This is a genomic window from Psychroflexus maritimus, from assembly GCF_011089875.1.
Taxonomy (GTDB): domain Bacteria; phylum Bacteroidota; class Bacteroidia; order Flavobacteriales; family Flavobacteriaceae; genus Psychroflexus; species Psychroflexus maritimus.
Genome location: NZ_JAANAS010000106.1, coordinates 1 through 308 on the forward strand (window position 1 = coordinate 1; position 308 = coordinate 308).

General features: G+C 40.6%; 1 protein-coding gene. It reads left to right on the forward strand.

The window, feature by feature from the left end:
• Window positions 1-308 (forward strand): hypothetical protein (locus tag G7034_RS11310; RefSeq protein ID WP_166401067.1); only part of this gene is annotated, 308 nt, incomplete at both ends.

The window sequence follows — 308 nt, forward strand, 5'->3', positions numbered from 1 at the left end:
GAATTAATCGTTGAACCCTTACCAGACATCATTGCCCCAGAGCGTTTGTCAGTTTGTGATGATGAAACCGGAGGAAGCACCACCAATGAGCAAGCTACTTTCGATTTAACCTCTAAGATTGAAGAAATTACGCAAGGTGACCAAACCATCTTGATTAATTTTTACGAAGATGAAGCTTTGGAAAATCAGATTACCGATACCGAAAACTTTGTAAATACCCAAGCTAATCCACAAGTGGTGTATGTTGAAGCTGTCGATTTGGACACGGATTGTACGAAAACGACCACCTTGACCATAGAAGTAATTCC